Raw genomic sequence first — 24,531 nt, forward strand, 5'->3', positions numbered from 1 at the left:
TCCCTCAGTTCACCCTCCCGCCCCAGATAACGCCGCGACAGATGCACCCAGTACGTCGACCCAACCGGCAGCAGGGCGTCGTTGACGTCGCAACATCAAATCGGGGTAATTGTCGTCAATGCCGCTTAATTAGGTGCTAATTTACCTAAATTCCGAGCTGTATGGCTCCGCATCCAGCAAGCGACGCAGTCCACATCAAATCGAAGTTCACCCATTTGGTCCGCAGACACGCCACGCCGAACTGGTCGAAAACCAGCAGCGACACAATCCCCGTCGTAAGAAGCATCGCAATTGTGTGAACCGTCAAAGCGGCAACTGCAACGGCAGCGACAGGTCCGATGCCAGCAAGCAGCCCGCGAATACCTGGTAGCACTGATGTCGACGACCCGCCCGAAGGAAAGCCATCGCAAACTGGCAGGAGCGCCGGAATCAGCATTAGACCCGCGCCGTGTACGCCCGACATGACGAAAGACCAGGCCGTCAGTCCTGCGAATTTCGCCTGCATGCCCACCTGCGAACGCATCCGATGTCCGCGTAGTGCATGCCACGCAGCCCACCCGATCAGGATCACACCGCAAATCCGGTTCAGTACATGATGATCGACTGACATGCTCAATGACAGACCCGCAGCCAGCACACACGCGGCAGCCATCGCGTGACCGAGTGCAATCGGGATCAGCGAGAGCAGTACGACACGCCGGCTTCGACGGTAGAGGCCGAGCGCGACCGCGAAAAGCCAGCCCATCGCCGGGTTGAGTCCGTGAAACATGCCGAGCCCGGCGACGACAGCCCACGTCCACCACGGCGATGTCGAAAGATTTGCGGATGTCACGGGTAGCAGTAGGAGTCAGACGAACAGTCGCCGCCTTGCAGCCGGATCTGGTGCGGTCGATGTCCCGCAGGCCATTCGAGAAAGAATTTCGGGTCGAACGCGAGGCCGCCGTCGGCGCCGGCGTCCAGCTTGACCATCCAGCCGTCGATGCCCTCCGGATAAAATTGCGAATCGACGGCGCCGTACAGCGAGTTGGTGAAATAGACGCGTTTTCCGTCGCGGCTGATCTCCACCATTTGCGGGCCGCCGTTCAGCGCGTTGTCCGGCGCGGCCGGATGCGGCGCGCGCGAAACAATGCCGCCAATCCGCACCTTGCCTGTCAGCTTTGGCGCGAATGGGTCCGATACGTCATATTGCAACAGGTCGCCCGTGCCCCAGCACGAAACGTAGAGAAAGCGGTCGTCCATTGAGAGATCGATGTCCGTCACAAGCGGCGGCACGGCGCCGAACGACTGCAAAACGGGCGGCAGGATGTCTGCACTGTCCGGCTCAGCGGGAATATCGATGATCTTGCGCACCGCCCACGCATTGCCGTCGCGATACCAGACCCATATCGACGACCACAGGTCCTTCAGGCTGATCACGCAGTTGACAAAGCCATAAGCTTTGGTCGGATCGTGCGCCGGCCGTAGTTCGAAAACGAGCTGATACTCGGGACCGAAATCGATCTCCTGCAGGTGCTTGCGTCGCGTGAGATCCCAGAAATGCAGCTTGCGGCCGTAGCGCGCGCCTAACAGCACTTCAGGGATCAAGCCGTTTTCGAACGTGTCGGGCGTTCCCCACTCGCTGGTCACGAGCGTGTCGTAGCCGAGGTGCCACCAGCCGTCGTAGGCGAGCTGCTGTGGGCCGCGATCGACTTCCCAGCGCCCGAGCGGCTCGAAGCTTTGTGGGTCCAGCAGGAAAATTCCGCCTGGTGCGCCGCCGTCAGCGCTTCCCAGCGCCGTCACGTAGATGCCGCCCGGCCCGCAATGCACCGTATGCGGCCGCGAATAGCCGGTGCGGTTTGCGATCGTTTCCGGCTCGATGATCTTGACGATGCCCGGTTTGAGCGGATCGGCCTTCGTGTCGATGATGTAGATGCGCGACGAGCGCAATCCCGGCACGACCAGATAGCGTCGCTCGGTGTGCGGGTGCGGTGCATTCGGACACAGACACGACGAGCACGCGTTCCAGCCAAAATGATGCAGCTCGTCGCCGGTATTCGGCATCGGCAGGGTACCGACGATGCTGGCGTAATTCGCCGAACCAGGATCGACGTCGACGATTTCGATAGCGTCCGGCAGGTTGCGATCGGGATCGAATGCTGCGACGTACGCGAGCTTTTCCGGCGGAGCCTGTGCGGCAAGTCGGGGCGACGGATAAAAACTCGGGTCCGGCTTCCAGATGCTCATGACGTTCCTCCGGGTGCCGCTCACTCAGCACGATGGAATGGCACATATCAACTGTAGCTGCTTCAGGCGCGTGGTAAAGATCAATGTCGCATAAGCAAATTCATGGCTCACACGAACCTCATAGTTTTCGCACTGACCCGATGCATCGGAACGACATGCGCTGCGCCGCAACACATCGGCTAGCATCGCATCCTTCGATGAGGCAAAAAAATCGCAATCTACATGACAGGTACGCCGATCCACGCAAGGAATGATCGCGTCATTCCGGGGTGGGTTCGGCTTCTTTCGCGACCCAGCTCACGCTCGACACACTTTTTTCCATGCTGATACGGCTCGCCATCTGTTCGAGTTTGGGCTGGTCTTTCGGATGCAGCTTGAGCGTTGCCGTCACGCGGATACGCCCGGCCTGGTCGTCGACGTCCTCGCTGAGGAGGCTCTGGAACGACAGCGGCGTCGAGTACATTGAATTCGACAGCACGGTACGGATGTGGATTTCGTTATCCTCGTGACAGACGACCGTCAGCGCGTACTCGCGCACGAGATCCGCGTTCGACACGGGCGTCGAGTTGATCATGCGGCTCACTTCGCGCAGGAGGGTGTTCGTCAGCAGCACGATGACGGTGCCGGCGAGCGCCGGGCCGTAATGCCCGGCGCCGCACAACACGCCAACCGCCGCGGAACACCACAGCGTCGCGGCGGTATTGATGCCCTGAATAGAGCCCTTGTCGCGCATGATTACGCCGCCGCCGAGAAAGCCGACGCCGGATACGACATAGGCCGCGATCTGCGTGACTCCCGCGGTGCCATTGCCGGTCAGCACGCCGAGCAGGACGAAGAGGCACGCGCCGCTCGCGACGAGCGTGATGGTGCGAAGGCCGGCATTGCGCTGGCGCATCTGGCGTTCGAGGCCGATCGCGACGCCACAGATGAAAGCGGCTGCGAGCCGCAGGACAAGATCGAATGTCATGATTTGGGTACGACTGTTCATGCCTGCCCGCGCAGGATGCGTGACGCGACGACGCATCGTGCAATCAGTGAATGCGCGGGCAAAACTTGCAGGTTGAACGAAACACATGACAGTTGCGCGAATATCCGCGCGCGGTGTCATGTGTCGCGATGCTTGCGAGCGCGAGCTTGCGAAGCAAAAAGGTGAATGCAACCGCTCCGCGGCAGGACGCGGAAATCAGAAACAGTGCACGGGAAAGAATTTGACGCGCACCGTCTGCCAGAGGGCAAGACGGCGGCAGTGAGACGTTGTCGCGGAAGTCTTGCCGTCAGGCGGCCGGCTGGATCGAGGATCGACTCGGACTACTGTCCACGATGGTTTCCTGTTAAAAAGAATGGCGCGATTTTAGGCCTTTGCGCAGAAGCGGGTCAACCCGCAGGCGTCCATCCAGGTGAATCCAGGATCGCGCGGCTCGAAGCCACGCGAGCGCATGGCGCCTCATTCTTCAATCGAAGCGCCGTGTTTGTCGCGCGTGAACAGATCCCAGCAGCTCATGAACAGCGCCGCGATGAGCGGGCCGATCACAAATCCGTTGATGCCCAGCAGCGCCATGCCGCCCAGCGTCGAGATCAGCACGACCCAGTCGGGCATTTTCGTGTCCTTGCCGACGAGTATCGGGCGCAGCACGTTATCCACCGTACCGATCACGATCGCGCAGAACGCGATCAACCCGAGCCCTTTGGCGAGCGCGCCCGTCAGCAGGAAATAGATTGCGACGGGGCCCCAGATCAGCGTCGCGCCGATCGCCGGCAGCAGTGAAAGAAACGCCATCATCACGCCCCACAGCAGCGCGCCCTGAATGCCGATGACCCAGAATGCGATCCCGCCAAGGCCGCCCTGCACGAGCGCCACCGCGACGTTGCCCTTGACGGTGGCTCGCACGACGGTCGTGAATTTGCGCAGAAGATGTTGCTTGCGGTTTTCGTCGAGTGGAATTGCTTCGCGGATCAGGCGGGATATTTCGCGCCCGTCGCGCACGAGAAAAAACAGCAGATAAAGCATGACGCCGAAGCTGACCAGAAACTGCAGCGTGTTCTGCCCGATGCTCAACGCCTGGCCCGCGAGAAACTGGCTGATCTGCGCCGCGCCGGCCGTGAGCTTGCGCTGCAGGTCGGAGATGTCGGTGAGTCCGACCTGATTGAGTACATGTTGTACGGAGAGCGGCAGTGCATGCACGACGTGGTCGAAGTAATTGCCGAAGTTCAGGTTGCCCGACTTCATCTCGCCGTACACGAGCGTGCCCTGTTGCACGAGCGTGCCGGCAACCAGCGTCAGGGGCAGGATCACGATGACGATACACAGCAGCAGCGTGGTGAACGCCGCCAGATTACGGCGACGGCCGAAGCGGACCAGAAGCCGGCGCTGCACAGGTTGAAAGATAAGGGCAAGAATACTGCCCCAGAAAATCGTGTTGAAAAACGGTGCAAGGATGAAGCACAGCGCAACGGACACCGCGAGCAGCAGCAGATAAAACGAAGTTTGATGCAGCGATTTGTTGCCATCCATGATGCGGTTCTTGTCCTTTCGATGCAGTGCCAGCATGCGTTTTACCACGGCGCAGGGTGCGCCGGGCATTCATCGTCTTCTACCGTTTTGATTACTTCCCGCTGGCCGGATCTTCGACCAGGTTTTCCGCGAGCCGGTCGAACACGCGCTGTGTGCTGCCGCGTGCGTGCAGCGCGAACAGCACGAGCGAGCGAGCCGTGATCTGACAGGTATCGCCTGAGTCGTATTCCGGCAGTTCGTCGCGCACCGGCATATTGGTGTCGATGAGGCAGGTCCACTGCTGGCTGCCCGCGATTTCCGGCAGCTTCACGTCGACTACGTCATGGTGCGCGTTCATCGCGATCAGCAGCGTCGCGTCGGCGGCCGGGCGACGGATGCCGGTTGCCTGCGCGCGGCCGTCGATCAGCATGCAGAAGCAGCGCATCGACGGATCGTCCCATTGCTCAGGCGAGAGTTCGTCGCCCGACGGGCTCATCCATTTGACGTCGGTGACGTCGAGCGCCTCGTTGTATTCGCCGACCAGAAAACGGCCGCGTCGCAAGACGGGCAGTGCATGCCGCAGCGTGGTGAGCTTGTTGACGAAGTCGGTCAGCGCGTGGCCGTCGGCGTCGATGCCTTCCCAGTCGAGCCAGCTTACGTCGTTATCCTGACAATATGCGTTGTTGTTGCCGTGCTGCGTGCGCCCGAACTCGTCGCCCGCAAGCAGCATCGGCGTGCCTTGCGACAGCAGGAGCGTCGCGAGCAGGTTGCGCTTTTGCCGTTCGCGCAATGTGCGGATGTCCACGTCGTCAGTGGGACCTTCGGCGCCACAATTCCATGAGCGGTTGTCGGAGTGGCCGTCCTTGTTGTCTTCGCCGTTCGCCTCGTTGTGCCTGTCGTTGTATGAGACCAGATCGTGCAACGTGTAGCCGTCGTGCGCGGTGACGAAGTTGACGCTCGACCACGGGCGCCGGCCACGCCGGTTGAATTTGTCGCCGGAGGCGGTCATGCGTGCGGCGAGGTCGGACGCGATGCCTTCGTCGCCTTTCCAGAACCCGCGAGTCGTATCGCGAAAGCGGTCGTTCCACTCGGCCCAGCCCGGCGGAAAGCCGCCCACCTGATAGCCGCCCGGGCCACAGTCCCACGGCTCGGCGACCAGCTTCACACTGGACAGGATGGGATCCTGCCGGCAACTGTCGAGAAAGCCGCCGCCTTCGTCGAAGCCGTGATCCTCGCGGCCGAGAATCGTCGCCAGATCGAAGCGGAAACCGTCGACGTTCATCTCCGTCACCCAGTAGCGCAGGCTGTCGGTGACCATCTGCAGCACGCGCGGATGCGACAGGTTCAACGTGTTGCCGGTGCCGGTATCGTTGATGTAGTAGCGCGGCTCGTCCGGCATCAGCCGGTAGTACGACGCGTTGTCGATGCCGCGAAACGAGAGCGTCGCGCCGCGCTCGTTGCCTTCGGCGGTGTGGTTGTACACGACGTCGAGAATCACCTCGAGGCCGGCCTCGTGCAGATGGTCGACCATCTCCTTGAACTCGGCGATCTGCCCGCCGCCGCGCGAAAAAAAGCGCGGGTCCGCCGCGAAGAACCCGATCGTGTTGTAGCCCCAGTAGTTCGTGAGCCCTTTGTCGAGCAGATAGCTGTCGTTGACGAACGACTGGACCGGCATCAGTTCCACCGAAGTCACGCCGAGCCGTCCGATATGGTCGACGACCTGCTTCTGCGTCAGTCCGGCGAACGTGCCGCGCAGCGCTTCCGGCACGGCGGGATGTCGCTTCGTGTAGCCGCGCACGTGCGTCTCGTAGAAGATCGTGCGTTCCCACGGCACGCGCACGCGCGTTGCGTGCGTCCACGTAAACGACTGGTCGACGACCTGGCATTTCTGCATGAAGGGCGCGCTGTCGCGCTCGTCGAACGTGAGGTCGTCGCCTTCGGCGTCCAGCGTGTAGCCGAACACCGCCGGATCCCATTTCAGCGTGCCGACATGCGCTTTCGCATACGGATCGAGCAGCAGCTTGTTCGCGTTGAAGCGATGGCCCGCTTCAGGTTCGTACGGCCCGTGGACGCGGTAGCCATACACGGCGCCGGGGCCGAGATCGTGCAGATAGACATGCCAGACTTCGTCGGTGTATTCGGGCAGTTCGATACGCTGCAGTTCCTTCTCGCCGCGCTCGTCGAAGAGACACAATTCGACTTTGGTCGCGTTGGCGGAGAACAGCGCGAAGTTAACCCCGCGTCCGTCCCACGTGGCGCCGAGCGGGAACGGCGAGCCCTCGGCGATGCGGATATCGTTGGCCATGAAAGAGTCCAGGCTGGATGAGTGGGCCTTCTTTGACCGGTATGGGTCTTTGTCTTGAGCTGATCGCACGCGCTAAGGGTGTAGCGCCGCCGCGGCTACAGCATGCATGCATCACATGCGGGAACCGCAGGATTTGCCGCCTGAACTACCCGTCGCGTGTAGATTTTTCAGCCGACGGGTGTCTCGCCTTCGCCGGGCTTCTTGCCGGGGCGGTCGTTCGGCGCCTGCCTGCGTCCTTCGTCCTGGCGCTCAGGCATCCTGCTCTTCTCGTTGTCGCTGTGCGTGGCGGGTTCCGGATGCTCGAGATCCGGAGGTGTCGTGTGCGTTTCAGTTGTCATTGCGGGCTCCATCATTAATCACCGTGGAGATGCATGCAAAGATCGGGCCTGATGTGACGCCTGCGCCAGGAATGCGGGGCGCATGAAATGCAGCCGGCGATTGCGGCCGGCCCGGTGTGTCAGATGCCTTCTGCGGGCACGAGTCGCACACGAGTGATTTCCGAGGGCGCGCCCAGGCGCTTTGGCGGCCCCCAGTAGCCGGTGCCGCGACTCGTATAGACCCACAGGCCGTTCATGCGCGCGAGGCCGGCTGTGAAGGGCTGCTGAAGCCGCACGAAGAAATTCCACGGGAAGAACTGGCCACCGTGCGTATGTCCCGAGAGTTGCAGCGTGAAGCCGGCGTCGGCGGCAGCTTCCGCGCTGCGCGGCTGGTGCGCGAGCAGCACGCGAATCAGCACGTCGCCAGGCGCGCCGGTCAGGGCGGCGGCCGGATCGCTGCGGTGCGCGGGATCGAAATGTCCGGCGGAATAATCGGTCACGCCCGCGATGATTGCCTGCGCGCCCTTGTGCTCGACCACGACGTGTTCGTTCATCAGCACCGTCAGGCCAAGCCGGCGAAATTCGTCGATCCACGCCTGCGCGCCGGAGTAGTACTCGTGGTTGCCCGTCACGAGATACACACCGTGCAACGCGGAAAGCCGCGACAGCGGACGCGTGTGCGCCGACAGCTGTTCGACGCTGCCGTCGACGACATCGCCCGTCACCGCGATCAGGTCCGGTTTGAGCTTGTTGACCGCATCGACGATCGCATCGACGTAGCTGCGCTTGATGGTCGGACCGACGTGAATGTCGCTGATCTGGACGATCGTGAAGCCGTCGAGCGCGGCGGGCAGATTGTCGATGGGCACATCGATCGTGACCACGCGCGCCCGGCGACGCGCGTTGAAAAGACCGATCGCGGTGGAGAGCAGCGCGAGCAGTGGAACCGCGGCGGCCGTACTGGTTCGCCAGACCGCGAGCGGCAGCGCATGCGGCCAGATTGCGTCGATCGTCAGCAGCGAGGCGAGCAGCAGATCGCGCGCGAACGTGAGCACCAGCAGCGATGAAAAGAAGCCCATGCCCATCAGGCCGATCCATGCGAGACGGTCGCCAAACGGCTGCCGCTTTATCGTGCGCGCGAGCATGCCGAGCGGAATCACGAACACCGAAAGAACCAGCCACAGTGCGGCGAGTACACGCCATGTCGGGCCGACCGGCAGATCTGGAATCAGGCGAAACCCGACGTAAATGTGCAGCAGGATACCGATGGAGATGATGCGGGCCAGAAACGAAAATGATCGGCGCATAGAGAAGGTCAGGGACGCGGAAGGAAACACCGGCGCTGGATGACGCGCCGCAGTACCTGGAGATGAATCGACGTGCAGGCAGATCATTCTACCGAGAGTTTGGTACAGGCGTCCGCGACCGCCAGAACCGCCTCGGGCGGCTGGATGTGGACGTCGTGATGCACGCCGGATTTCATGCAGCGCAGCATGCTGCAGCGCCGCCGGATGCTCGCGCGTTTATGAACTAAACAGGTTTTGAATTGCGTGTGGAGATCGACTATTCTCAAATTGAACCGTGTGACGGCTGGGCGTGTTGCCCGTCTCGCGGGCGGGATGTCTTCCGGCGCCGCGACGGTCCGTATCGATGACGTTCATGGTTCGATCTATCGCCAGATTCAGGGAGCGATGCGGGAGACGGATGATGAAAACGACACGGACGGTTGCGCATGACGGCCACACGGGCAGTCATGCGGAGCACCACGCGCATCACGTGGGTCGCGAGGGCAAGCATGTGATGCTGCCGCTGGTGGTGCTCTCGTTGATGGCGCTCGCGCTGTATTTCGGCGTCCGGCAGATCGAATTCTCGGAACTCGGCCGAAGCGCGCTCTTCGACGTCGTCATGGTCTGCGTCGCACTGGGTATCGCCGGATTCTTCGGTGTCGTGGGTGCGTGGCTACGCTCGAACGGCGACGAGGCGGAAGAGGGCTTTTGCTTCGTCGGCGCGGTGATCGGCGCAGTGGTTTTCTACGTGGCGCTACTCACCTGAATGCCGGCGCGCCATGACCAGGCCGACATGGTCACGCCAGCATCCGTGGAAACGCAGACTTAAACCAACGCAGGCTCAAACGATTTTCGCGGCTTCGTCGAACGTGAAGCGCGGGTTGCGCGCGTACAGTTTCGTCACGTCGCCGTAGCCAAGATTGATCAGGAAATTCGACTTCACCGTCGTGCCGGCGAAGAACGCCGCATCGACCGCTTTCTGGTCGAAGCCGGACATCGGACCGGCATCGAGACCCAGCGCGCGTGCGGCCATGATCAGATAGCCGCCTTGCAGCGTCGCGTTGCGAAACGCAGTGTCCGCTATGAGCGTTTCGTTGCCGACGAACCAGCTACGCGCATCGACCTGCGGAAAGAGCTTCGGGAGATGCTCGTAAAACGCAGTATCCATCGCCGCGATCACGGTAACCGGCGCGGCCATCGTCTTGTCGAGATTGCCGGGCGCGAGCGCCGGGCGCAGCTTTTCCTTGCCCTCGGGCGTCTTCACGAATACAAAGCGGCCAGGGCTCGAATTCGCGGAGGTCGGCCCGAGCAGCGTGAGTTCGATGAGTTCTTGCAGCAGCGTGTCGTCGACGGGTTTTGGCAGCCAGCCGTTGTGCGTCCGGGCGGTGCGAAACAGTTGATCGAGTGCTTCGTTCGAGAGCGTCATGAATACCCCGCAAAGTAAGAAGAAGGAATGAAAGCGCAAAATGGCGGACGACGCGCGCCAGCTTCGGCCTTCATGATAACGAGGGTTTCCCTTTAACGAATTCGCGGTGACGTGTTCACCCGAAGTGCACTTATGCCCGGCCTCTTCAACGACCTTCCCGCCCCCGACGTCGACTGGTATCCCGACTGGATTTCATCCGAAATCGCTGCCGCGACGCTCGCGCGGATCGTCGGCGAAGTCGCGTGGAAGCAGGACACGATGATGACGCCCGCCGGTCGCGTGCCGCTGCCCCGGCTGACTGCGTGGCAGGGCGATCCGGATGCGGTCTACGTGTACTCGGGGATTCGCAACGTGCCGGACCCGTGGACGCCGGCCGTCGCCGAACTGAAGGCCGCCGCCGAGGCAACCTGCGGCGCGCGCTTTAACAGCGTCTTGCTTAACCGCTACCGTAGCGGCAACGACAGCATGGGCTGGCACGCCGATCGCGAGCCCGAACTTGGCGCACAGCCGGTGATCGCGTCGGTGAGTCTGGGCAGCGCGCGCACGTTCGATCTGAAACACAACCGCACGGGTGTCGTGCAGTCGTATGGACTCAAGGACGGAAGCCTGCTCGTGATGCGCGGTGACACGCAGGCGCAATGGCGACATCGCGTGCCGAAAGAGCCGCGCGTGCAGGGCGAACGAGTCAATCTGACCTTTCGCTTCGTGACGCCGCGAAGATAGCGCCGGCCCGCGGTCGCGATCCCGCTTCGTGTGTTGCAGCGGGCGTGTCGATACCAAAACTGGTATGGGTTCCGCAAATCAAATGATTGGACGATGGGGAAGGGAGCCACTACGCTTGGTTTCGTCCCCGGCCGGCGCGGCCAGCAGGCGGGGCAACCTACACAGAACAAAGATCAGGAGACAGTCATGACCATTTCACGACGCACTGCGTTGCGTGTAATCGCGGCCTGCGTGGGTGCCAGCACGCTCACTCTCGCCGCCTTCAGCGCGCAGGCGCAAGACAGGAAAATCACCCTGGGTTTTGCGCAGGTCGGTGCCGAAAGCGCCTGGCGCACGGCTAACACCGAATCGGTGAAGTCCGCCGCCGCGGACGCGAAGATCAACCTCAAATTCTCCGACGCCCAGCAAAAGCAGGAAAACCAGATCAAGGCGATCCGCTCGTACATCGCCCAGAAGGTCGATGTGATTGCGTTCTCGCCGGTGGTGGAGTCGGGCTGGGAACCGGTGCTGCTCGAAGCGAAGGCCGCGAAGATCCCGGTGATCCTGACCGACCGCAATATCGACGTGAAAGACAAGTCGCTCTATGTGACGATGATCGGCTCCGACTTCATGGAAGAAGGCCGGCGCGGTGGCCGCTGGATCGAAGATCACTATAAAAACGACAAAGGCCCCGTCAACATCGCCGAACTGCAGGGAACAGTCGGTTCCGCGCCAGCGAACGACCGCCATTCCGGCCTGATCGAAGTGATCAAGAACGATCCCAAATTCAAGATCATCGCGTCGCAAAGCGGCGACTTCACGCTGGCCGGCGGCAAGCAGGTCATGGAAGCGTTTATCAAAACTTACGGAAATAAAATTAATTTAGTTTATGCGCATAACGATGACATGGCGCTGGGTGCGATCCAGGCCATGGAAGAAGCCGGCATGCATCCAGGCAAGGATGTGACCGTCGTTTCGTTCGATGCGACGAAGGGTGGCTTCCAGGCGATGGCGGCAGGCAAGATGAACGTCGATGTCGAGTGCAGCCCGCTGCTCGGACCGCAGCTGATGTCGGCCGTGAAGGACGTCGTGGCCGGCAAGCCGTTGCCGAAGCGGATTCTGACCGAAGAGACCGTATTCCCGATGAGCGTCGCGGCGCAGACGCTGCCCACGCGTAAATACTGATCGTGCTTTCGGACAGGTTGTAGCAGGTTTCTCCAGTGTGGTGCCTCAACGCCGTCCGTTGCCGTGACAACGGGCGGCGTCTTTTCAACCGACCACCTAAGGTCTATGGCCCATTCGACTTCTGAACCCCCATTCCCCGATGCCCATCGGGCGCCAGAAACCCTTCGGGCGTTCGCAGATGAGCGCGTGCCGGTCCTCGAAACCCGCGGCATCAGCAAGACGTTTCCTGGCGTAAAGGCGTTGCAGAACGTCGATTTCCGCCTGTATCCCGGCGAGATTCACACGCTGATGGGACAGAACGGCGCGGGCAAATCGACGTTGATCAACGTGCTCACCGGCGTATTCGCGCCCGATGGCGGCGAAATCCATCTGGGCGGCACGGCCGTGCAGTTCTCGTCGCCGCAGGAAGCGGAAGCGGCCGGCATCCGCACGCTGTATCAGGAAGTGAACCTGTGCCCGAATCTGTCGGTCGCGGAGAACATCTTCGCGGGGCGCCAGCCGAAGCGGTTTGGGCGCATCGACTGGCGCGTGATCCGGCAGCGCGCCGAGGCTGCGCTCGCGCGCCTGAATGTCGCGCTCGACGTGACGAAATCGCTCGACGCCTATCCGATCGCCGTGCAACAGATGGTGGCGATCGCGCGCGCGATTTCCGTCGATGCGCGCGTGCTGATTCTCGATGAACCGACCTCGAGCCTCGACGACGGTGAAGTCGCGCAACTCTTCGAAATACTTCGGAATCTTAAGCAGTCAGGTATCGCGATCCTGTTCGTCACGCACTTTCTCGAGCAGACGTACGCGGTTTCCGATCGCATCACGGTGATGCGCAACGGCGAGCGTGAAGGCGAATACCTCGTGAGCGAACTGTCGGCGGACCAGCTGGTGTCGAAGATGGTCGGGCACGAGCGGATGAGCACGCGCCTGAAGGAGGCCGCGCGCGAAGCGCCGGCCGACAGGTCGACGGTGCCGCCGTTTGTCGAACTGCGTGGCGTCGGGCGGCGCGGGATGATCCAGCCGATCGATATCGACGTGCAGCCCGGGCAGATTCTCGGTCTTGCCGGCCTGCTCGGCTCCGGGCGCACGGAAGCGGCGCGTCTTCTGTTTGGCGCGGATCGCGCCGACAGCGGCACGATCACCATCGACGGCCGCGCGGTGCGGCTGCGCTCGCCGCACGATGCGGTGCGTCACGGCATCGGCTATTGCCCGGAAGATCGCAAGAAGGAAGGCATCGTCGCCGAGCTGTCGATCCGCGAAAACATCATGCTCGCGTTGCAGGCGAAACGCGGCTGGCTGCGCAAGATCAGCCGTCATCGCGCGCGCGAGATGGCCGATATGTGGATCGAACTGCTCGGCATCAAGGCCGCCGATGCGGAGCAGCCCATCGGCCTGCTCTCGGGCGGCAACCAGCAGAAGGCGCTGCTGGCGCGCTGGCTCGCCACCGACCCGAAAATCCTGATCCTCGACGAGCCCACGCGCGGCATCGACGTCGCCGCGAAGTTCGACATCATGGACCGCATGCTCGCGCTGTGCGGCAAGGGGCTCGGCATTCTGTTCATCTCGTCGGAAGTCAGCGAGGTCGTGCGCGTGAGCCATCGCGTCGCGGTGCTGCGCGACCGTCGCAAGATCGCGGAAGTGGCGGGCAACGTCTCGAACGAAGACGACATCTATCGACTCATTGCAGGAAGCGCTGAATGAAGACTCCAAACTGGCCTGGACGCGAAGGCGCCGACCGGCAGCTTCTGTGGCCGTGCGTGACGCTCGTGCTGCTGTTTCTGCTCAACCTGTGGGTCAATCCGGGTTTCCTGTCGATCCGCATGCTCGACGGTCATCTGTTCGGCGCGCTGATCGACATCCTGAATCGCGCGGCGCCGCTCGCGCTCGTCGCGACCGGCATGACACTCGTGATCGCGACGCGCGGCATCGACATTTCAGTCGGCGCGGTGGTCGCGATCGCGGGCGCGGCGGCCGCCGCGACGCTGTCCACCAACGCGATACCGACGCCCGCGCTCGTCGCGCAGGCGCTATGCGCGGCGCTCGTAGTCGGCGTGCTCAGCGGCATGTGGAACGGACTGCTGGTGTCGTTCGTCGGCATGCAGCCGATCATCGCGACGCTGATCCTGATGGTGGCTGGACGCGGCGTCGCCCAGTTGCTCACGGCCGGGCAGATCATTCCGATCGGCGCGCCCGGCTATCTGTTCGTCGGCGGCGGTTATCTGCTCGGTATCCCGTTTTCGGTCTGGGTTGCCACCATCGCGGTGCTGGCGACGGCGCTGCTTGTCGAAGGCACGGCGCTCGGGCTCTTTATCCGCGCGATCGGCGTGAATCCCGTCGCGACGCGGCTGGTCGGTCTGCGCTCGAAGGCGATTGTCTTTGCGGTGTACGGCTTTTCCGGGCTGACGGCAGCGATAGCCGGCATCCTGATCAGCTCGAACGTACGGAGCGCCGACGGCAACAACGCCGGCCTGCTGCTCGAACTCGACGCCATTCTCGCCGTGACGCTCGGCGGCACGTCGCTGCTGGGTGGGCGCTTCAGTTTCGCCGGAACAGTGCTCGGCGCGCTCATCATCCAGACGCTCACGTACACGACATATTCGATCGGCGTGCCGCCCGAGGCGACGCTCGTCGTCAAGGCGGCGGTCGTGCTTGCGGTCAGCGTGATCCAGTCGCCTTCGGCGCGCGCGATTGCGATGGCGCTCGTCACGCAACGGAGGGTGGCACGATGAGCCGCGTTCTCGCAATGTTCGCGCGCGTGTTCGATCCGCGCACCTTGCCACTCGCCGTGACGATCGCGCTCTTCTGCGCGCTCTTCGGCTTCGGCTCGGTGATGTACACCGGATTCTTCTCGTGGCAGGTGCTGCTCGATCTGCTCGTCGACAACGCGTTCCTGCTGATTGTCGCGATCGGCATGACATTCGTGATCATCGCCGGCGGTATCGACCTGTCGGTGGGCTCGGTGGTGGCGCTCACGACAATCGTCGAAGCGGTGCTCTCCGAGCACATGCATCTGTCGGTGTGGGTCATCCTGCCGGTCGTGCTCGTGATGGGCGCGCTGTTCGGCGCGGTGCAGGGCGCGCTGATTCATTTCTTCCGGTTGCAGCCGTTCATCGTGACGCTCGCAGGGATGTTTTTCGCGCGCGGCATGTGCTTTCTCATTACCACGCAATCGATCACGATTTCCGATCCGACCTTCAAGGCCATTTCCGCGTATCGCCTGAAGATCGGCACCGGCTCCGTGAGTGCGAACGTGCTGATCGCGGTCGCGGCGCTCGTCGCGGCGATCTTCATCGCGCATTTCACGCGCTTCGGGCGCAACGTCTACGCGATCGGCGGTAACGAGCGTTCGGCGTTGCTGATGGGATTGCCGGTTGCACGCACGAAGGTCGGCGTCTATGCGCTGAGCGGATTCTGCTCCGCGCTGGGCGGCGCGGTCTTCACGTTCTATGTACTGTCGGGATACGGCTTGCAGGGGCAGGGCATGGAGCTCGACGCGATCGCCGCCACGGTGATCGGCGGGACGCTGCTGACGGGCGGCGTCGGCTATGTGATCGGTTCGCTGTTCGGTGTCGGCATTCTCGGCACGATCCAGACGCTGATTACCTTCGACGGCACACTCAGTTCGTGGTGGACGCGCATTGTGATCGGCGCGCTGCTATGCGCGTTCTGCCTGCTGCAACGGTTGATCGAACGCCACGCGCGCAGCGCGCGCCGGCCAGGCGGGACGCCTTCGGTTGCAACGGTGGACCGGAAGCGCGTTCATGGGTCCCGCGATGAAGCGCCGGCCGATTCCGGCTCCCGGCCCGATGCGATGGGCGGCTTGCAGAAGGCGGGAAGCCAGGCGGGCAACATGGCCTAGCCGTTGCGCGGTTCACGCATGGAATGCGTTGCGGCGGTTTTGATGAAGCCGGCCACGAAGCAGGGGGTTCAGCGCCCGCCTGCTTCGATACGTCGGTGCAACGTCGCAGCGAGCCTGTCGAACGCGATGGTGTTCGCGGCGAGCGCGGATACGTCAGGAAAGGCTTCCCGCGTGATGTCGGTCAACACCTGCCCTGGCGGCGCTTCCAGCACGACACGTGTGCCCATTTCGATCATGACCGTTAGCGCATCGAACCAGCGCACGGTGTAGCGCATGTTGGTCGCGAGATCGTCGCGAATCGCATCGGCGGTGTGCAGCGGGCGACCGCCACGATTAGCGACGTACGTACTTGCGGGCGCGTTAAACGGAATCTCTTTCGCGAAGTCGCGCAGCGCGTCGCTTGCCTGCGCGAGCAGTTCACAGTGCGAAGGCACGCTGACCGCGAGCCGGGCCGCCTTGCGCGCGCCCGCGTGAAGGGCGCGTTCGATGAACATGTCGAGCGCCGCGTTGGCGCCCGCCATCACGATCTGGCGCGGCGCGTTGACGTTGCCGATATACACCTGCGTTCCGCTTTCGCGTGCGTGGTCGACGGTGAGCTTTTCCAGGTCGTGTTCCGTCAGCCCGCTGATCGCGGCCAGGCCGTAACCCGACGGATACGCGCTTTCCATCAGCCCGGCACGTCTGCGTACCATGCGAAGCGCGTCGTCGAACGCGAGCGCGCCGCAACTCACCGCAGCCGCATACGCACCGACGGAAAGTCCGGCGCTCATGTCCGGCGTCAGATGTTCCGCGGCGAGTATGCGCACGGTCGCGACACCCGCGATAACCATCCCGATCTGCACGGCGACAGTCGAGCGGAGCGCTTCGGCCGTGTCGAGTGTCAGGACATCGAGGTTCAGCACATGTGACGCTTCATCGAGCGTCGCTTTTGCCGGGGCATACGCGGCGAGGCGGCGCAGATAACCGTCCTGCTGCGCGCCCTGGCCGGGGAAGACAAAGGCGAGCATCACGCAACGTCCATCTTGACGGACCACGCATCGGCAACGAGACGCGGGCCGTGCGCGTGACGCGCCATTACATGCGCCTTGCCGGCGGCAAGCTCGACGAGCGCGATGCCGCCCGCGGGTGTTTCGAGTTGTGCGTCGATGCGAACGCCTGCGCGTCCGGCGTGCACGTGCAATTCCGCCAGCAACGCGAGCGCGGCTTCATGCGACAGGCGCTCCGGCGCGCGTATCAGCAGATCGAGATCGCTCGATGACTTCACGGTGGGCACCTGCGTCGCAAGCTCGAAGCCCGCGCTGCCGGCCGGTCCCCAGGCGAACCCGTTGACGATGGCCGCGTCGCGCCGCAATGCCGCGAGCGCTGCGAAGGCGGGCAGCGTACGGCGGCCCGGCGTGGGTGTGACGTCAACGAGATCTTCGGGCGCGAACACGGCTTCGACGTCCGCATCGCGCGCCCACGTGCCGTAGCGCTCGGCCCGGCTCTTTCCGCGAATACCGATCGCGATGAAACCCTGCGCGATCTGCGCGCGCCTCACGACGGCGAACGGCGCTCGCGAGAACGCATCGCGCACCCACGCAGGCTCGCCGTCGAAGCGACTCAGGTCGCGCAATTTCAGCAGATCGTGTGCGTGCCGCTGCACGCCGCACGAACGTGCGGTCCGCGCCGATTCATCGAAGGCGTGGTCCGGACCCGGCGGCGCGGTGCAGATTTGCATCACGTATCCCACTGTTCGGCGAGGCGGCGGCGCACTTCGATCGAAGCCGCTCGCGTTTCTTTCGCGTTGCCGGACTGGAGCCGGTGAGACAGATCGCGCGATCCCGTGCGTGCCGCTCGCGCCGAATCGGCCAGCACCTGACGCACGCGTTCGATCTGCGCTTCGCTGGGCGCATCGGCATCGATGCCTTCGATCAACTGGTCGAGCAGGCCCAGCTTCGCGAACGACGCCATCGAATACGACATCGGCACGATCTTTTCGCCGAGCGCATCGAGTGCCTCGACGGTGCGTCGGGTGACGCGCGCGGCGGCGTCCTTGCCCATCGCGTGAACCATCGTGCCCGGCGCGTCGAGCGCGACGATGCGGTTCGCCTGATAACCGTGTGCGAGAAACGCGCCGGACATCGCCGGCCCGACGATCAGCGCCACCACCGGGTGACCGGCGTCGCGTGCGCACGCGTACGCGTCGACGGCCGCCGCGCAGGCGAGGTGGATGCCGAGCATCTCCTCGCGATAGCCGTACGCCTGGCTCTTCACGTCGACGATTGCAACGATCGGCCGGCGTTGCGCGGCGTGGGCGTCGGCCGCGATCGTCTCGCGCACCGCGCGGGCGAGCTGCCATCCCTGTTCGAGACCGACGACGGTGTCGACCGCGCGCGGAAAACGGTTCCGCGCATCGGGCACGACCGCGATGAAGCGCGTGGTTTCGCCACCCAGCGCGGCGTCGGCGCTCCACACGGGCGCCGCAGTCGACGTCTCACCTGCCAGCGCGCGAAACCATCGCGCGCCGCGCGTCATGGTCGTGTCGTTCATACGTTCTCCTTGCCGTCAGCAACTGAGCGGAAAACCGCCCGCATCGATTCGGGCGAGACCGTTACCGGGTCGATTTCACCGAGCCGGGCAAGATACGCCGCGACGTCCTCGCTGCGATGCGTGGCCGGCACGCCGCGGGCAAACGCCTGCCGCACGGCGTGATGCACGGTGGCCACATCGTCCTGGATCAGCATGTCGGCGAGGCCGGTCACCGCGCGCTGCTCGCCGCCGATCAGTTGCCAGATGCGACGCCGGTCGCTCGCGTCGAGTTCGTCGATGCCGGCTTCCTGTTCGATGACCTCGGGGCCGTTCATGCCGAGCCGTCCCTGTTTCGTCACCACGAGATACGAGCACAGCGCCGCCGCCAGCGACATCCCGCCGAAGCAGCCGACCATGCCCGCGATCACGCCGACCACCGGTACATGGCGCCGCAACGCGATGATCGCCGCCTGGATTTCGGCGATCACTGCAAGCCCGAGGTTTGCTTCCTGCAACCGCACGCCGCCGGTTTCGAACAGCACGACGGGTCGCACGATCCTGCCGCGTTCGCAGTCGCGCAGCGCCAGTTCGAGCGCGCCGGCGATCTTGCTGCCCGACACCTCACCGATGCTGCCGCCCTGGAACGCCGATTCGATCGCGGCCACGACGGCGGGTTCGCCGTCGATCGTGCCGCGGGCGATCACCACGCCGTCGTCGACCTGGCAGACGATGCCCTGCATCGGCAGCCATGGCGATTCGATGCGGTCGAACGGGCCGAGCAGTTCGCGGAACGTGCCGGCGTCGAGCAGCGCGCGCGCACGTTCACGCGCGGACAGTTCGATGAAGCTGTCATGCAGCAGCGTGGGAATAGCCACGTCGGTCGTGCTCATGCGGCGTCTCCCGGGCCGGCTTCCTCGACGGCTTCGGCGAGGCGCAGTGCGACCACGCCCGGCGTCGCGCCGAAGTCGTTGATCTCGATTCGCGCCGCGCCGTCATAGCGCGAAAAGAAACGGTCGAGCACATGTTTCCAGATGTGGCTGTAGCCGTCGACGCTCGTGCGCACGACCACATGCGCCGTCATCGCACCGGCTGGCGAGAGCAGCACTTCCAGATCGCCGGAGCCGACGACGCCCACGTGCGCCCGTGTCGTGACGGCGCGGCGCGCCGGATAGTCGAAAGTCAGATGTTCCATGGTGCAGCACTCCCGCTGGGGTTTCCGCTGGCGTTGCGTTGAATGAGGGTGTCGATGAAGAGGGTGGCGGCGAGCAGATCGGCCGAGCCGCCCGGTGACGCGTTGAGCGCCATCAGTTCGGCTTCGAGCGTGGCGAGCGCGGCGTGGCCTTTTGGCGTCGAACTGCCGCCGCAGGCGAGCACGCGCAGCGCGCCCTGCCTGCCCGCGGTGAGCCCCGGCAAACCGGCGCGATGCAGCAGACACGTGTCGTCGAGCGACGCCATGATCGCGAGCAGCGTATCGATGCGCGCGGCATCTTCCGGGATGCCGCTGGCGCGGGCGCGATGGAGCGCGGGCAGGCCGACATCGACGAGATGCGGAAAGCCATCCTGCGCTTCGCGCCGCGCACCGCCGACGCGATAGCGCCGGCGCACGCGTTCGCCGTTACTGTCGCTGACAGGCGCGGCGAAGCGATCCGGAAAGCAGGCGATTTGCGCGGCGGTTGTACAGATCGTCGTTGCTTGCGTCGCACCCATTGCCGCCGCGGCCACCAGCAGCCCGAGAATCCAGATGGCGCCGCGATGCGCGTTACTGCCGCCGGTGGCCTGCATCATCGCGATTTCGCCGGCGCGACCGATCTGCGCCAGTTCGGCACGCAGCGTCGCGGACGGCGCGCGTCCGCGCGAAACGCGTGCGAGTGCGGCGAACGTCGGTTCGAGCGCTTCGGCCGAGCGGATCATCTTCGCGAGATCGAGGTCCCGGTGCGCGCCGCTGCCGCGCCGGTCGACGAGCGCGGGCTTCGGCGTGAGCCGTGCTTCGTCGATCAGCGCGGCAACCGCGAGCGCGGCGAGTTGCGCATCGGCAGGCGGCCGCGTCGCCACGGCGAGATCGTCGCGGCTCGCGCCATGAACGGAAGTTCGCGGCAAGGCGTGCGCGACGACGAGGGCGGCATGACTGGAAGCGCCCATCGCGTCACCAGCTTCTGAAGCGTGCCGGCGGCGCGTACAGGCCGCCCGACCACGTAACGAGATCGTCGATGCTGCGCGCGGCCAGCAGCGAGCGCTTTGCTTCGCCGCGCCGGATGCCGAGATCTTCCGGATAAGCGACGATGCCGCGCCGGCGCAGTTCAGCGGTTTTTTCAGGTTTCGCGCGCAGACCGACCGGCGTCACGCCGGCCACCGCGGCGAGCGCCGCGCGCCGCTCGTCGATGCCTTCGGCCTTGTGCAGATGCGCGATGCCTTCCTCGGTGACGACATGGCTCACGTCGTCGCCGTAGATCATTACGGGTGCAACAGGCATGCCGCTGTTCCGGCCGACCGCGATGGCGTCGAGTTCATCGACGAAGGTCGGCTCGCCGCCTTTCTTGTACGTCTCAGCGAGCTGCACGACGAGCTTGTGGCCGCGCGAAACCGGCCCCTGATCTTTCAGCAGCTTGAGCCACGCTTCGCTCGAATGACGCCTGCCGCGCGGATCGTGGCCCATGTTCGGCGCACCGCCGAAGCCTGCAAGCCGGCCACGGGTCACGGTCGACGAATTCGCGTCGGCGTCGAGCTGCAGCGTCGAGCCGATGAACAGATCGACGCCATATTGCCCGGCCAGCTGGCACAGCACGCGGTTCGAACGCAGGGTGCCGTCGCTGCCGGTGAAAAACACGTCAGGCCGCGCCTCGATATACCGTTCCATGCCGACTTCGCTGCCGAAACAATGGATGCTTTCGACCCAGCCCGACTCGATCGCGGGGATCAGCGTGGGATGCGGATTGAGCGTCCAGTTGCGGCAGATCCGGCCTTTCAGCCCGAGCGACTCGCCGTAGGTAGGCAGCAGCAGTTCGATCGCTGCGGTATCGAAACCGATGCCGTGATTCAGCGAAGTAATTCCATACGGCTCATAGATGCCGCGAATCACCATCATCGCGGTCAGCACCTGGAGATCGCCGATATGACGCGGATCGCGCGTGAAAAGCGGCTCGACCGCGAACGGCCGGTCGGCCTCGACGACGACGTCCACCCACGAGCCGGGAATATCGACGCGCGGCAGTTCATCGACGATCTCGTTCACCTGCACGATCACGATGCCGTGCCGGAACGCGGCGGCTTCGGCAATGGTGGGCGTGTCCTCGGTATTCGGGCCGGTGTACAGGTTGCCGTGACGGTCGGCCTTTTCCGCGCACAGCAGCGCGACCTGCGGCGTCAGGTCGACGAACATCCGCGCATACAGCTCGACGTACGTATAGATCGCGCCGATCTCGAGCTGCCCGTCTTCGAGCAGCTGCGCGACGCGCAGGCTCTGCGGCCCGGCAAACGAGAAATCGACCTTGTGGGCGATGCCCCGCTCGAACAGCGTCAACTGCTCGGGCCGGCTGATCGTCGAAATCAGCAGATGCACGTCGTGGACTTTCGCTGGATCGACCTTCGCGAGCGAGCGCGACAGGAAATCGGCCTGCTTCTGGTTGTCGCCTTCGAGCGCGACGCGGTCACCCGGACAGATCAGCGCTTCCAGTGCATCGACGATGCGCGCCGCGGGCAGGATGCCGTCTTTCAGCCACGGCGCGACGGCGGCGAGGCGGCGGTTTTTTTCGTCGCGACGGGTGGTCCAGGAGCGCCCGGTGGACTCAGGCCCGCCGGCCGCAGCGGAATGTGACGAGGATGAAGCGGTTGGCGTGAGGGCTTGCGGGTTCATCGACGGTTTTCAACTCCCGGGTCAGGTCGGCTTGCGGGACGCGCGCGGCCGGCGGGTTTTGGGTTGCGCGGCATCGGCCTCGATGCGCTCGGTGATAAAACGATAAAGCAGCTCGCCCGTGCCGAGCAGATGGCGCACGACGAGCGCCTGCGCCCCGGCGATGTCATGCCGGCGCACGGCGTCGAGGAGGGCGACGTGTTCCTGGTCGGATTCGCCCTTGTAGCTCGGCAAACCCAGTTTGAGCCGCAGATACCGTTCGCCGCGCCGGTGCAGCGTAGCCATCAGCTCTTCGAGTTGTGGCCGGCCGGCCGGCGCGTAAAGACTCATGTGGAACGCGCGGTTGCGGGCCGCGTAAAGCGTCGAATCAGGTTCCCGTTCGGCCACCTTGCAGAGCCTTTCGCACTCGTTGAGCGTTGCCGCCGTGTGAAGCGGAATGGCGAGCCCAATCGCCAGACTTTCGAGCGCCGAGCGGATTTCGTAGATTTCCCGCGCCTCGGCCGCGGAGAGCGGTGCGACCGTCGCACCCTTGTGAATCTCGACCCTGGCCCAGCCTTCGCTTTCCAGCTGGCGTAGCGCCTCGCGCACGGGGATCGCGCTCACCGAGAAATGCCGGGCGATCGCGTCCTGTCGCAGCGGCGCACCCGGCGCCAGCGTGCCTTCGACGATCGCCGCGCGCAGCGCGTCCGCGATCACATGGGACGTGCTGGCCCGCGGCACCGCGGCCTCTGGAAGAAGAGAGACCGGTTTGCCGTCGTGTAAGGGAAAACCACTCGTTGCTTCGCTCATAAGATCAAATATTATATATGAAATGATGCGTTCTCCAGCAGGAGAAACCCGGGTTCCACGACGTTTCACAGGCTTCCCGCCATGCCGGCCATGCGCCGCGCAACGGCATCGCCGGTGAATTCAGGTCGACCGGCACCCGTGGATCATAGCGGCAAGATCGCCCGGCTTTTGTCTGGCAGACGCGCTGCACGGTCGTTCAGAAGCACGTATTCCAACCGTATTACCGGAGGAGCATGATGAATTCACTGACGGACCGCGCGGCTGGCGCGCGGCATCGCACACCGCTCAACCGCTCGCAGATCGCGGGTTTCTGGGGCGCGTGGGCAGGCTGGACACTCGACGGGATGGACTCGTTCATCTACGCGCTTGTCCTCACGCCCGCGCTCACCGAACTGCTGCCGAATTCAGGATATGCCGCGACGCCGGCTAACGTCGGCCTCGCGGGCTCGATCCTGTTCGCGCTCTTTCTCGTCGGCTGGGGGCTGTCGTTTATCTGGGGGCCGCTTGCCGACCGCTTCGGCCGCACCAAGGTGCTGGCCGGCACGATCCTCACATTCGCGATTTTCACGGGGCTCTCAGCGACCGCGCACAACGTGTGGGAACTCGGCATCTACCGTTTCATTGCCGGTGTCGGGATCGGCGGCGAATGGGCGCTGGCCGGTACCTATGTTGCCGAAGCGTGGCCGGAAGACCGTCGCAAGATGGGTGCGGGCTATCTTCAGACCGGTTACTACGCGGGCTTCTTTCTTGCCGCCGCGCTGAACTACACGGTCGGCGTGCATTACGGCTGGCGCGCGATGTTCCTGACGGGCGCGGTGCCGGTCGTGTGCGCGATCCTGATCCTGCTGCGCGTGAAAGAGCCGGAGAAATGGTCGAAGACCGAAGCGCAGGCCGTACGCAGCAAACCGCTGCGCGAGATTCTCGGGCCGACATACCGTCGCCGCACGTGGGTGGCCTGCGCGCTCCTGACCATCGCGATCATCGGGCTGTGGGCGGGCGCGGTATACGAACCGTCCGCGGTGATCCAGCTCGCGACGCGGGCCGGCATGACAAAACCCGAGGCGATCAAGATGGCGTCGATCGCGACGGGGCTGCTTTCGATCGCGACGATCATCGGCTGTCTCGCGTTGCCGCCGCTTGCCGAGCGCATCGGGCGCAAGAAAACACTCGCGGTCTATTTCGCCGGCATGGCGGTGTCGATCGTGGGCGCGTTCGGCTGGGCGTTCTATCTGCCGAACGGCCTCGCGCCGTTCATCGCGTGGCTGGTTGTGCTGGGTTTCTTCGGCGGCAATTTCGCGCTCTTCAGCCTGTGGCTGCCGGAGCAGTTCGAAACCCGCGTGCGCGCGACGGCGTTCGCGTTCTGCACGTCCTTCGGACGGTTCGTGGGCGCGGGCGTGAACTTCCTGCTCGGCGCCGCCGTGCTGAACATGCACACGCTCGGCGTGCCGGTCGCGATCACGGCGGTTGTCTTCGTGATCGGCCTGTTCATCATTCCGTTCGCGCCGGAGACCAGAGGGGAGGTCCTGCCGCAATGACCGGACAGCCGCGCGGGCGGGTTACACCCCCCCCCCCCATAGCAACCCCACGGTAAAAGGCCAACCC

Annotated in this window: 23 protein-coding genes; 7 read left to right on the forward strand and 16 right to left on the reverse strand. The window is 64.1% G+C overall.

The genetic code is table 11. From position 1 onward, the window contains the following. Positions 1-145 precede the first annotated feature (145 nt). From LPA34_RS25785 to LPA34_RS25815, 7 genes are all read right to left on the reverse strand, one after another. Entirely contained in the window at positions 146-832 is a 687-nt protein-coding gene (locus tag LPA34_RS25785) for a hypothetical protein (protein ID WP_228983750.1), read from the reverse strand. After that, a complete protein-coding gene (locus tag LPA34_RS25790) occupies positions 829-2,223 on the reverse strand; it encodes a selenium-binding family protein (RefSeq protein ID WP_228983752.1) in 1,395 nt (464 codons plus the stop codon). Before LPA34_RS25790 ends, LPA34_RS25785 begins: the two co-directional genes overlap by 4 nt. Positions 2,224-2,482: 259 nt before the next feature. Next, on the reverse strand, positions 2,483-3,190 hold the full coding sequence (locus tag LPA34_RS25795; RefSeq protein ID WP_228983754.1) for an MgtC/SapB family protein: 708 nt from the start codon (positions 3,188-3,190) through the stop codon (positions 2,483-2,485). 477 nt (positions 3,191-3,667) lie between these two features. After that, a complete protein-coding gene (locus LPA34_RS25800; RefSeq protein ID WP_228983756.1) occupies positions 3,668-4,771 on the reverse strand; it encodes an AI-2E family transporter in 1,104 nt (367 codons plus the stop codon). Between the two features lie 55 nt (positions 4,772-4,826). Further along, positions 4,827-7,019, reverse strand: coding sequence for a glycogen debranching protein GlgX (gene glgX, locus LPA34_RS25805; RefSeq protein ID WP_228983758.1), 2,193 nt, complete (start codon positions 7,017-7,019; stop codon positions 4,827-4,829). Between the two features lie 167 nt (positions 7,020-7,186). Continuing rightward, positions 7,187-7,357, reverse strand: coding sequence for a hypothetical protein (locus LPA34_RS25810; protein ID WP_407672504.1), 171 nt, complete (start codon positions 7,355-7,357; stop codon positions 7,187-7,189). Between the two features lie 119 nt (positions 7,358-7,476). Beyond that, positions 7,477-8,643 (reverse strand): metallophosphoesterase, encoded by a 1,167-nt coding sequence (locus tag LPA34_RS25815; protein ID WP_228983762.1) that lies wholly within the window; start codon positions 8,641-8,643, stop codon positions 7,477-7,479. A 397-nt stretch (positions 8,644-9,040) separates the two neighbouring features. On the opposite strand from LPA34_RS25815, the gene LPA34_RS25820 reads away from it, so the two are divergent. Next, positions 9,041-9,388 (forward strand): hypothetical protein, encoded by a 348-nt coding sequence (locus LPA34_RS25820; protein WP_407672505.1) that lies wholly within the window; start codon positions 9,041-9,043, stop codon positions 9,386-9,388. A gap of 75 nt (positions 9,389-9,463) precedes the next feature. On the opposite strand, the gene LPA34_RS25825 is transcribed toward LPA34_RS25820, so the two are convergent. Next, positions 9,464-10,048 (reverse strand): malonic semialdehyde reductase, encoded by a 585-nt coding sequence (locus tag LPA34_RS25825; protein WP_228983764.1) that lies wholly within the window; start codon positions 10,046-10,048, stop codon positions 9,464-9,466. A 132-nt stretch (positions 10,049-10,180) separates the two neighbouring features. Between LPA34_RS25825 and LPA34_RS25830 the strand changes: the two genes are divergently transcribed. From LPA34_RS25830 to yjfF, 5 genes are all read left to right on the forward strand, one after another. Next, the gene (locus LPA34_RS25830) at positions 10,181-10,771 is read left to right on the forward strand and encodes an alpha-ketoglutarate-dependent dioxygenase AlkB family protein (RefSeq protein ID WP_228983767.1); all 591 of its coding nucleotides are present in this window, start codon (positions 10,181-10,183) and stop codon (positions 10,769-10,771) included. Positions 10,772-10,957: 186 nt separating this feature from the next. Continuing rightward, the gene (locus LPA34_RS25835; protein ID WP_228983794.1) at positions 10,958-11,935 is read left to right on the forward strand and encodes an ABC transporter substrate-binding protein; all 978 of its coding nucleotides are present in this window, start codon (positions 10,958-10,960) and stop codon (positions 11,933-11,935) included. 105 nt (positions 11,936-12,040) lie between these two features. Beyond that, positions 12,041-13,627, forward strand: a complete 1,587-nt coding sequence (locus tag LPA34_RS25840; protein WP_228983774.1) for a sugar ABC transporter ATP-binding protein — start codon at positions 12,041-12,043, stop codon at positions 13,625-13,627. After that, positions 13,624-14,655, forward strand: coding sequence for an ABC transporter permease (locus tag LPA34_RS25845; RefSeq protein WP_228983776.1), 1,032 nt, complete (start codon positions 13,624-13,626; stop codon positions 14,653-14,655). Before LPA34_RS25840 ends, LPA34_RS25845 begins: the two co-directional genes overlap by 4 nt. Next, positions 14,652-15,785, forward strand: coding sequence for a galactofuranose ABC transporter, permease protein YjfF (gene yjfF / locus LPA34_RS25850; RefSeq protein WP_228983777.1), 1,134 nt, complete (start codon positions 14,652-14,654; stop codon positions 15,783-15,785). The genes LPA34_RS25845 and yjfF overlap by 4 nt, the downstream gene beginning before the upstream one ends. 68 nt (positions 15,786-15,853) lie before the next feature. Here yjfF and mdcH read toward each other — a convergent pair whose 3' ends face one another. From mdcH to LPA34_RS25890, 8 genes are read right to left on the reverse strand one after another with little or no spacing between them, the layout of a single operon-like run. Then, positions 15,854-16,792: a malonate decarboxylase subunit epsilon gene (gene mdcH, locus LPA34_RS25855; protein ID WP_228983778.1), complete on the reverse strand. Its 939-nt coding sequence runs from the start codon at positions 16,790-16,792 to the stop codon at positions 15,854-15,856. After that, positions 16,792-17,502, reverse strand: a complete 711-nt coding sequence (locus tag LPA34_RS25860) for a malonate decarboxylase holo-ACP synthase (protein ID WP_228983779.1) — start codon at positions 17,500-17,502, stop codon at positions 16,792-16,794. Before LPA34_RS25860 ends, mdcH begins: the two co-directional genes overlap by 1 nt. Then, a complete protein-coding gene (gene mdcE, locus LPA34_RS25865) occupies positions 17,502-18,314 on the reverse strand; it encodes a biotin-independent malonate decarboxylase subunit gamma (protein ID WP_228983780.1) in 813 nt (270 codons plus the stop codon). The genes LPA34_RS25860 and mdcE overlap by 1 nt, the downstream gene beginning before the upstream one ends. Continuing rightward, positions 18,311-19,183 (reverse strand): biotin-independent malonate decarboxylase subunit beta, encoded by an 873-nt coding sequence (locus LPA34_RS25870; RefSeq protein ID WP_228983781.1) that lies wholly within the window; start codon positions 19,181-19,183, stop codon positions 18,311-18,313. Before LPA34_RS25870 ends, mdcE begins: the two co-directional genes overlap by 4 nt. Continuing rightward, positions 19,180-19,485: a malonate decarboxylase subunit delta gene (locus tag LPA34_RS25875; protein ID WP_228983783.1), complete on the reverse strand. Its 306-nt coding sequence runs from the start codon at positions 19,483-19,485 to the stop codon at positions 19,180-19,182. The genes LPA34_RS25870 and LPA34_RS25875 overlap by 4 nt, the downstream gene beginning before the upstream one ends. Further along, complete coding sequence (locus tag LPA34_RS25880; RefSeq protein WP_228983785.1) at positions 19,473-20,432, reverse strand: triphosphoribosyl-dephospho-CoA synthase; 960 nt, start codon at positions 20,430-20,432, stop codon at positions 19,473-19,475. The genes LPA34_RS25875 and LPA34_RS25880 overlap by 13 nt, the downstream gene beginning before the upstream one ends. Before the next feature lie 4 nt (positions 20,433-20,436). Further along, positions 20,437-22,143, reverse strand: coding sequence for a malonate decarboxylase subunit alpha (gene mdcA, locus LPA34_RS25885; RefSeq protein WP_228983788.1), 1,707 nt, complete (start codon positions 22,141-22,143; stop codon positions 20,437-20,439). Between the two features lie 21 nt (positions 22,144-22,164). After that, positions 22,165-22,929, reverse strand: coding sequence for a GntR family transcriptional regulator (locus LPA34_RS25890; RefSeq protein ID WP_228983789.1), 765 nt, complete (start codon positions 22,927-22,929; stop codon positions 22,165-22,167). 236 nt (positions 22,930-23,165) lie between these two features. On the opposite strand from LPA34_RS25890, the gene LPA34_RS25895 reads away from it, so the two are divergent. After that, positions 23,166-24,464 carry an MFS transporter gene (locus tag LPA34_RS25895; protein ID WP_228983796.1) on the forward strand — a complete coding sequence of 433 codons (1,299 nt, stop codon included), beginning with the start codon at positions 23,166-23,168 and terminating at the stop codon, positions 24,462-24,464. Positions 24,465-24,531 lie beyond the last annotated feature (67 nt).

Origin of the sequence: Paraburkholderia gardini (assembly GCF_907164575.1) — a bacterium.
Classification (GTDB): Bacteria; Pseudomonadota; Gammaproteobacteria; order Burkholderiales; family Burkholderiaceae; genus Paraburkholderia; species Paraburkholderia gardini.

Coding starts and splice junctions, on each gene's coding strand:
- LPA34_RS25810 (WP_407672504.1), bottom strand. CDS start 7,357: ATGACAACTGAAACGCACACGACACCTCCGGATCTCGAGCATCCGGAA.
- LPA34_RS25870 (WP_228983781.1), bottom strand. CDS start 19,183: ATGAGCACGACCGACGTGGCTATTCCCACGCTGCTGCATGACAGCTTC.
- mdcE (WP_228983780.1), bottom strand. CDS start 18,314: ATGAACGACACGACCATGACGCGCGGCGCGCGATGGTTTCGCGCGCTG.
- mdcA (WP_228983788.1), bottom strand. CDS start 22,143: ATGAACCCGCAAGCCCTCACGCCAACCGCTTCATCCTCGTCACATTCC.
- yjfF (WP_228983777.1), top strand. CDS start 14,652: ATGAGCCGCGTTCTCGCAATGTTCGCGCGCGTGTTCGATCCGCGCACC.
- LPA34_RS25830 (WP_228983767.1), top strand. CDS start 10,181: ATGCCCGGCCTCTTCAACGACCTTCCCGCCCCCGACGTCGACTGGTAT.
- LPA34_RS25860 (WP_228983779.1), bottom strand. CDS start 17,502: ATGCAAATCTGCACCGCGCCGCCGGGTCCGGACCACGCCTTCGATGAA.
- LPA34_RS25880 (WP_228983785.1), bottom strand. CDS start 20,432: ATGGGCGCTTCCAGTCATGCCGCCCTCGTCGTCGCGCACGCCTTGCCG.
- LPA34_RS25800 (WP_228983756.1), bottom strand. CDS start 4,771: ATGCTGGCACTGCATCGAAAGGACAAGAACCGCATCATGGATGGCAAC.
- LPA34_RS25790 (WP_228983752.1), bottom strand. CDS start 2,223: ATGAGCATCTGGAAGCCGGACCCGAGTTTTTATCCGTCGCCCCGACTT.
- LPA34_RS25835 (WP_228983794.1), top strand. CDS start 10,958: ATGACCATTTCACGACGCACTGCGTTGCGTGTAATCGCGGCCTGCGTG.
- LPA34_RS25825 (WP_228983764.1), bottom strand. CDS start 10,048: ATGACGCTCTCGAACGAAGCACTCGATCAACTGTTTCGCACCGCCCGG.
- mdcH (WP_228983778.1), bottom strand. CDS start 16,792: ATGCTCGCCTTTGTCTTCCCCGGCCAGGGCGCGCAGCAGGACGGTTAT.
- LPA34_RS25840 (WP_228983774.1), top strand. CDS start 12,041: ATGGCCCATTCGACTTCTGAACCCCCATTCCCCGATGCCCATCGGGCG.
- LPA34_RS25795 (WP_228983754.1), bottom strand. CDS start 3,190: ATGACATTCGATCTTGTCCTGCGGCTCGCAGCCGCTTTCATCTGTGGC.
- glgX (WP_228983758.1), bottom strand. CDS start 7,019: ATGGCCAACGATATCCGCATCGCCGAGGGCTCGCCGTTCCCGCTCGGC.
- LPA34_RS25890 (WP_228983789.1), bottom strand. CDS start 22,929: ATGAGCGAAGCAACGAGTGGTTTTCCCTTACACGACGGCAAACCGGTC.
- LPA34_RS25895 (WP_228983796.1), top strand. CDS start 23,166: ATGAATTCACTGACGGACCGCGCGGCTGGCGCGCGGCATCGCACACCG.
- LPA34_RS25845 (WP_228983776.1), top strand. CDS start 13,624: ATGAAGACTCCAAACTGGCCTGGACGCGAAGGCGCCGACCGGCAGCTT.
- LPA34_RS25875 (WP_228983783.1), bottom strand. CDS start 19,485: ATGGAACATCTGACTTTCGACTATCCGGCGCGCCGCGCCGTCACGACA.
- LPA34_RS25820 (WP_407672505.1), top strand. CDS start 9,041: ATGATGAAAACGACACGGACGGTTGCGCATGACGGCCACACGGGCAGT.
- LPA34_RS25815 (WP_228983762.1), bottom strand. CDS start 8,643: ATGCGCCGATCATTTTCGTTTCTGGCCCGCATCATCTCCATCGGTATC.